The organism is Mesorhizobium sp. M8A.F.Ca.ET.021.01.1.1 (assembly GCF_003998025.1).
Classification (GTDB): domain Bacteria; phylum Pseudomonadota; class Alphaproteobacteria; order Rhizobiales; family Rhizobiaceae; genus Mesorhizobium.
In genome coordinates this window covers 1-7,643 of record NZ_RZSJ01000275.1, presented here as the reverse complement: position 1 = coordinate 7,643, position 7,643 = coordinate 1, and the positions used below count along the sequence as shown (strand labels likewise).

Sequence of the window (7,643 nt, the reverse complement as noted above, 5' to 3'; positions counted from 1 at the left end):
TCAAGGCTACCAACCGCACCGAGGTAGCGTACAAGCTTAGACAAATGTTGCTTTGAAGGCTGCCTCGGATCGGTCTTTGCCTGGCCGGCTCTGGCAATACAACTGCTGGATGGCTAAACGGCGGGCTAGCAGTTCGCCGTTCTGATCTAACCGAAGCTCGATCGCCCCGTTCGACCCTTTTCGCGCGACAGCCACTCTCGGCGGCTTTCGGGCGCGTTCCCGTCCCGCGCGACCAGGGAAACACAAGCCAGTATGCGCCATGAATCGCTGCTGGATTTTAGAGATGAAACTCAGTGCGTCGGTTGTCGCTTGGCGCCCACAGCGAAACCGCGTCCAGAAAAGCGCCGCATACGTTCGCGATCCACCCTAAGTAAATTTGGCTTGGACTACGCCGAGCTAGATATACTGGAAAGGCGCCGGCGCGCTTTGGCGGTTGCAATCCGCACCGATGGAGCAGTCTCAGGCCGGATGCTCTTGCACCCACTCTCACTTGACCCTTTGCACGAACAAATCCTGCAAGCGGAGGGGTAGTTGCGGCGAGGCTTGCAATTCCCTACAGCTCTGTTCCCATCGTTGAAGATATTCGGCGATGGGAATACCGGTTCGACCGGGCCAGCGGTTTAGTGCGCCGAGCGCTTCGATGCAGCCAGGCGCGCGGTCGTATTCGGTGAGGATAGTCGCTGACATTGCTTGGGCGAATGGATTGAGGCCTGGGATTTCGATTTCGCTGCGATGATCGGCGAACCAGGCCGCCGCGTCGCGAGTGAGCCCCTGGCCATCGGCGAGCGCGGTGTAACCTCGGACGATGTTGTCGCGATACTCGGCAATGGCATCACCGAAAGCGTTGTCGCCAGGGAACGGAGGATTCTCCTTCCAGTCTTTCGCCAGGCTTCCCAGGCCACGCAGCGAAAACGCTTCAACCGTCGCTTCCTCGAGCCACTGGCATGGTGGCGCCGGCTTGGCGTCCGCCTGCCAGCTGTTGGCCATGACGTGTCCGAGCTCGTGCCCGAACTGATAGGCAAGCTTCGACCAATCGCGCTCGCCGATGTCGACGATGATCCACGCCATGCTGGTGCCGTCTGGATGCAGCCACACGGCCGGTTGCCCGGAAGTGTGCTCGTCGATACGAAGTCGCGTAGGCTGGCGATCGGAGAGCAGGCGTAGGCCATCCAGGCAGGCGTGCCGCATACGCTCGACGACCTGATCTGCCGCACCTGGAAGCATGCGGCCCCAGTCGCCTGCGAGTTCGATGGGGGCCGAAAGAAGGGTGACAGAGGGCTCAGTTGGGAGGGGCGGCATGGCTGAGTTGATCTCCAATCTGGGCCAAAGCCCTCCTGTTGCAGCCGCCGATCCCGCCACAACGACGACGCCAACCGCCAACTCTCGCCGCGTCATAAACTCTCCTGTTGGCAGAACAAATCATCTAGGCTAGCGCCTGTCATCCGGGACATCTCGTCAGCTATCACCAAACCGGCTAGACTTGAAACTGTCTTCAAATGGCGGCCTTGCTGCGAACTGCCTCAGGCGATGGAAGGGTACGACTGCGCGAACCGTCGATTTCAAAACAGGTCTAAAAGCATGATAGATGAAATTCATGTCATCAATCTCGATCGCAGTATCGGGCGCCTAGATATATTTCGCAAGTTAAACTCGCATCTTTGCAACACTCGGAGGTTCTCCGGGATTGACGGTAAGTCAGTTGATCGCGATCGGCTGGTCAGGGACAAGGTCATCGCTCCGAATCTAGATTATGCAGCCGGCAGTTTGGGCTGCGCTATTTCGCACGTGACGCTGTGGAGAGAAGCAGTCGCACGCCATAAAGTGATAACGGTTGCCGAAGACGACGCGATCATCTCGCATCAATTCGAACGACATACCAAGGCGCTCTTGTCAAAGGTCGGAGCCGATTGGGATTTTATCCTGTGGAGCGCAAGCCTGCGATGCTACGCCTGGTTGAATGCCCTTCCGGGCGGAACTGGTGCTAGGTTGGAGTTTTTTTCTGGCGACGTCATGACGCATGTTGCGGATTTCCAAGAGGCGAAAATCGAACCCGCTCTGCTCCGCGCGCATTATCTGCTGGGGACGGTCTGCTATTCCATCTCGCCTCGCGGCGCGCGTGCACTGTTGGATTGGTGTCTTCCGATACGACCAATGATCGTAGATTTTGCCGGTTTTGGACTGAGGCTAAACAATGCAGGAATTGATTGTCTGATGAACGGGGTGATGCCGTCACTCAAGGCGTATGTGTGCTTGCCGCCGCTCGCGATAAGTGACGAACGGCCCGAAGAATCGGTGCGGATAAACACGTGAGGAGCTTGCGCTCAGCCTGAGCCGCGGCGTCTTCGCCGAGCGGTGATTTGACGTCTCATGCCCGGTCCTCTTCCCGCAGCCGAATGAAGAAATTCAGATTGTTCGAAAGACGCTCATTGGTTGGATCAAGCTCAAGCGCTTTCCTGCCCCACGCGACGGCATGGTCCATCGCATTCAGGTGCCATGATGCGATGGCGCCCAGGTCAAACAGCCGAAATCCCCAGCAGTTCGGATCGTCCAGATAGCTTCCGGTGCGGTGCGTCTTCTCGATACCGTTGGTGCAAGCCCAAAACAGATTCAACCAGTCCGCTTTGCCGTGGAACTCTTCTGCCAGATCGGCCCAGATCTCGCGGCGGTGCGGCGCTTCCATCCGCGCCTTGTCCAGCCAGGACAAGCTCTGTTCCGGGCGCATGCGCGCGATATAACGCATGGCCTCAGCCCGTTCTTCGCCCCACGTGCTTGTCGGTAAGGCAAGGTAGTTCTCAAGCAACTGGACGGCTCGATCGTGCTGGTTGGCCCACATCAGGTCCCGCCCGAGCCAGAAGCAGATCTGTGCGTCCGCTGGATCTTCCTTATGTGCAATCTCCATCAGCGGCAGGTAAGTGCTCCTTGTTGGCTTGGTGAGGTCTTGCACCTCGAACATGACGATGTCGGTGCTGGTCGCCGTCACTTCCCTTTCTCCGGTGAAGAAGAGGGCCTCATGGACTGGTCGCTTGAATCGATAGCCCCAGCGATGGTGAAAATTCTTCGCCGGCCAACTTCGCAACGGTGCCGGATCATCAACACTGGATCTATAGATCGTCTGGCAATAGAGGGCTGTCGTTTCGGCGTTCCAGGCCGCCTCCAACTTCGGGCGCCAGCCCGGTTCGAGAAACCGGTCCATGTCCATGGTGCAACACACATCGACGTCGGCAGGGATAAGAGCCATGGCGGCGTTGCGGGCGTCGTCAAAGCGCCACGGACGGATCGCTATCGGGTGCACAATGACGCCGGCCGCGGTCAGCCGTCCTACCGTGTCATCGGTGCTGCCCGTATCGGCCACTATCCGGTAGTCCGCATCGACGGCCGAGTTGGCCCAACGTTCGGCGTTCCCGGCCTCATTCAATGCGATGGTGTAGACCGCAACTTTCAACGAAGCGCTCCGCGATCAGGCATATCGGGCGTCTATTCTGTGCGCATCAACGCGGACCGAGCCCGCCCGGAATGACCTGTGGGGCTCAACGCACAAGGCCAATCCCTCCGCGCTTGCGGATCGCGACCAAGCCGCCGAGCAGATTTGCCCGGTTCAGCTCATAGTGGCTGTCGAAGAACAGGATCTCGGCGATTTGACCGGCAAGCGCACTCACTCCCAACGGATCGGCCGAGCGGGCACTGCCGTGCCGCTGAATCTCGCGCAGCAGGTTCTTCGTGAGTGCAATCTTGCCGGTGTCCTCGTCCGGCGGCTGCCAGTCGAGGTCTTCGATGAAATACCAGCCGCCCTCGGCGAGCAGCGGGAAGAACTCGCGAAGCGTGAGTTGTTCGTCGAACGAAGCATGGCTGCCGTCGTCGATGATCACGTCGAGCGAGCCTGGTTCGAGTTTCGTGGCCACCCTGTGTAGATCGTCCAGCTTGGACTGGTCGCAGATGAACGATTTGAACCTTTCGTTGTTGAACTCGGAAAAATCCGTCGAGTCGACGCCGAACACTTGGCAGAAGGGAAAAAAGCTCTGCCAAAGCGAGACTGATGGGGTCTCGGTTTGGTCGTCCGCCAACACGCGACACAGACCGATCTCCATAAGCCTCCGCAAGGAAAACCGCCGGCCTGACAGCAGGCGATCGTAGACCCTGGCATAGGCATGACGATTGCCGGTATGCCGGTTCTTGTCGGTATTGAAACGGTCAGCGAGGTTCGTGAGCGAGGGGAAACTGTGCAGGGGGTCGATCAGCAGTGCGTTAAGCGGCGCTCCTTCACCGTCCGAGCGAGCTTCATTGCGTGCCGTCCAAAGATGGATTCCAAAGACGCGCTCATCATTAAGATAGTCGGCCAACTGGGACAGCGGCTTGTCGAACTCGCTTATCTCGGTCCAATCAATCGGATTAAAGAGCATCGGCCCAAACACCCATTCGCGCAATTCGGCGCCTGCATCCGACGCAACGTAATCGGACAGCAACCTCGGACCGATCTCGCCGAATCCCTTTCCGGTGTCACCGAAGAACCGCTCGATCGACATTTCGTAGAGCACTCTTAGGTGGTGGCTATAAGCTTCAGCATAGATCACGTTGCCACAGATGAAGTGACCTTGGTGCCCGCCGCGCCATTGCAGATTGAAAAAATAATCGCCACGGAACGGGAATGGTCTCAGCATGACCACGTCGCAGTCCATCCACAATCCGCCATGCTCGTAAAGCACAGCGTACCTAAAAGCGTCGCTGAAATACCTGATCTCGGAGCCGGCAACAATTCGATCGAACAAGGCGCGCGGCATCACGTCGTCCGCAGTTCGGACCTCCACGCCGAGCGGGAGCAGGAATTCAAGCTTGTTCGGCGAATAGGTCCAGACCCTCACGGGATGGCCGGCCGCGCGCATCGATGTGGTGGCGGCAATCAACGTTCGATGCTCTGCATTGTCGGACAGCACCTCGTAGAAGCAGTGGATCTGCGGCAACGCGGCATCCCCTGTGCGCAAGTGAGACGCGATGCGGGCATCGAAGGCTCGCGATAGCGCGCATCGCTCTTGCGGCGAATCCGCCAAACGAAGGAACGGCGCCAGCTCGAGAAGGATTTCTTCAGTTCCTTTCGCTTCGCTCGAGGCACCGCTGCTTGCCGGTTGAGAAAGGCCGCCGTCAGGCGGGCCTGGATTGCCATTCTCGCGCCTCACAGGCTGATGGTTCGTTTCCAGCTTCTTCCGCACAGGGGGTCGTTCGTTGGCGCCGGCCGCAGAATGCATGGCCAGTGAGTTCCAGTGAGCCTCGCCCGGTAACAAGTTGCCTGTGGCCTGTAGCAGTAGGCGTACCTCCGATGCATCAACAAGGCCAATCCACGACTCGCTGTCTCCGACGCCATAGGAAATCAGCAGCTGTTCCTCATTCGGGTGCCATGTGAGGCCGGCTGCAAATTCGCTCCCCTTGTCGTTAAAGAAGAAGGGTCGGCTGACCTTCCCCAGGCGAGCTGCGTCGTCGAACCAGACGCAGCGATGCTGGTAGATTGGCCGAACTTCGTTCGGCCGCGTGCGCACCTCATGAACGAGTGCCAGCCACCCGCCGTCGAATACAATCGCCTGCGTGGCCCCCCTGAATTGTTCGCTACACAAAGCAGACGCGGCCTCCGAGACCGTTTGCCCTTGATCGTCGACAATGCGGACGGGGTCGCCCGCACAAAAGAACTGCAGCTGCTCACTATCGGCATCGATGCCAGCCGGCTTGACGAGGGGCATCCAGCTGGTGTCGAGCAGCTTCGTACCCAGGGGGTGGAGCACACGCCAATCGGTCATTTGGTATGGCCCAGGTCCGCGATCGTCGATACGCGCAATAACGGGTTCGCACCAGCTGTCTGCCGTCAACGCGCGCGAGCATGCGACAGTCCACAGTTGTTCGCGCCAAGCAAACACGCGAATGGCCTCGAAGCCTGGTTCTGCTCTGTCGGCGGCTTCTGCCAGGTCGGCCGGCGCCAGTATCTCCGTGGCTGACTGAACGACGAGATCGGCATCCAAGTGAACGAGGAAATTGCGCGTTTGGCTCGGCGCCTCTTCGGGCGTATCAGGCCGGCCATCTTCCTTCAGCGTGCAGTTAACGGTCGGCTGAACCAGGACGATCCGGGCACCCAATCGCGTTACTGACGGACTGCTTGGCCGGTGGCCGTCGGGGGGGGTGAAGCCGATAGGGCGCGCGCTGAACGACGGCATCGTTGTCTTGGCGGACTGCAGATAAAAGAGCAGGTTGGATCGCGCCAACTCCCTGGGTCCATCGCCGATGCTACGGTCCAGCGCTAACCAGTTGCACGTCGCGAAACCGCGATCCTTGCGCACCGGGTCGCGCGCATAATTCGCCGCGATCGCATACTCTTCGCGCAAGCCTGTCGTGTAGACGAAATCCTCAAGGAACAGGATGTCTTCCTCCGGCCGCTTGATCGCCAGCCCCGCTTCGGAGAACAACACGCTGGCGTCGTTCATCCCCTTCTCTCGGTAAAACCGGGCCAGGTCATAAAGTGGCTCGGCGCGTTGCGGCCGTTGATTGAAGGCAGCAAGCGCCTGTTGAACAAAACCGGCCTCATCGCCGAGTTTGCGCAAGCAGCGCGCCTCCTGCAGGCGGGCGTTCCACGCCTCCTCGTCCCAACCGCCCATCGCGGCACGCTTGGCGTAGGCCACCGCCGCCTCCGCCGTTCGCCCAGCGTCGCGGTAGGACTGTGCCAGGTAGAACCAGTAGCGCTGATTTTCCGGATTCTTATCAAGGGCCTCCAGCAGAAGCCTGGCATCACGCTCGAACTTGTCCGCTCGGTTCGACCCGCTGGCGTGGTCCTTGTACCAGGCGCCCCTCAGTTCCCGCACGCCACCAGGCACGTCGAGATATTCGTGGGTCACGCCATGGTAGCGTGCACCGGCGTCGCGCCTGGCAAGACGTGTATTCCAATAGGCGAGGCCGGAATCCGAGCGCTGGAGCAGCCGGTAACCCGGGCCGTCGAGCCCATCTCGGAAGCCTGTATCCTCGACCATCAGCTCCATGTCGGCATCGTCGAACAGCAGATAGTCATAGGCGAGCGGCGAGGCATAGGCGTGATCGAGCGCGGCGTTGCGCGCCTGCTCGAAATTGTGGAACGGGAACTCATGCAATTCGCCAGGCAGGTTGTGGACGGCAAAGAACGCCTTGATGAAATCCTGGGTTCCGTCGTTCGAGCCGGTGTCGCCGATGACCCAACAGTCGATGTGGTCGACAACCGCCCCGAGACAGCGTTGAAGGTTCGCCATCTCGTTCTTGACGATCATGTTGAGGCAGAGGCGCTTACCGCTCATATGCTGACTATCGACCCCCATGGCTGCGGGCTGAAGCGGTTACATTTGTGCCATGGTGCCATCGGCGACAGCGATCCGATACACATCATCCCTGCCTCGGCCATCTGGATGCTACCTCAGCGTGGTCCATTGTTAGCCAGCACCTTCCGCCGCAGCAAGGGTCTCGCGGTCACCTTGATCGCGGCTTTGCGAATTGCCCTGTAGGCTCGATCGCTACGCAGACACCCCCGCCGCGATATCAAGGGTTCGTCGCTGCCGAAGGCGGCGTATCTTAAGTCCCGGATTTTTCGGTGCATTTGGGCGTAATGCCCGCCATCTCGATGATTGCCAAAGGTAGTAAGTCATGGT

At 59.5% G+C, this 7,643-nt stretch carries 5 protein-coding genes; 2 read left to right on the top strand and 3 right to left on the bottom strand.

Annotated elements, in window-relative coordinates:
• Positions 1 to 486 precede the first annotated feature (486 nt).
• The gene (locus tag EOA36_RS20540) at positions 487 to 1,395 is read right to left on the bottom strand and encodes a hypothetical protein (protein ID WP_245464416.1); all 909 of its coding nucleotides are present in this window, start codon (positions 1,393 to 1,395) and stop codon (positions 487 to 489) included.
• Between the two features lie 183 nt (positions 1,396 to 1,578).
• On the opposite strand from EOA36_RS20540, the gene EOA36_RS20535 reads away from it, so the two are divergent.
• Positions 1,579 to 2,310: a glycosyltransferase family 25 protein gene (locus EOA36_RS20535; RefSeq protein WP_189343601.1), complete on the top strand. Its 732-nt coding sequence runs from the start codon at positions 1,579 to 1,581 to the stop codon at positions 2,308 to 2,310.
• A 55-nt stretch (positions 2,311 to 2,365) separates the two neighbouring features.
• Here EOA36_RS20535 and EOA36_RS20530 read toward each other — a convergent pair whose 3' ends face one another.
• Positions 2,366 to 3,442, bottom strand: a complete 1,077-nt coding sequence (locus tag EOA36_RS20530) for a glycosyltransferase (RefSeq protein WP_127279180.1) — start codon at positions 3,440 to 3,442, stop codon at positions 2,366 to 2,368.
• An 85-nt stretch (positions 3,443 to 3,527) separates the two neighbouring features.
• Complete coding sequence (locus tag EOA36_RS20525; RefSeq protein WP_127279179.1) at positions 3,528 to 7,295, bottom strand: glycosyltransferase; 3,768 nt, start codon at positions 7,293 to 7,295, stop codon at positions 3,528 to 3,530.
• Between EOA36_RS20525 and EOA36_RS20520 the strand changes: the two genes are divergently transcribed.
• Positions 7,296 to 7,499 (top strand): hypothetical protein, encoded by a 204-nt coding sequence (locus EOA36_RS20520; RefSeq protein ID WP_127279178.1) that lies wholly within the window; start codon positions 7,296 to 7,298, stop codon positions 7,497 to 7,499.
• Positions 7,500 to 7,643: the final 144 nt, after the last annotated feature.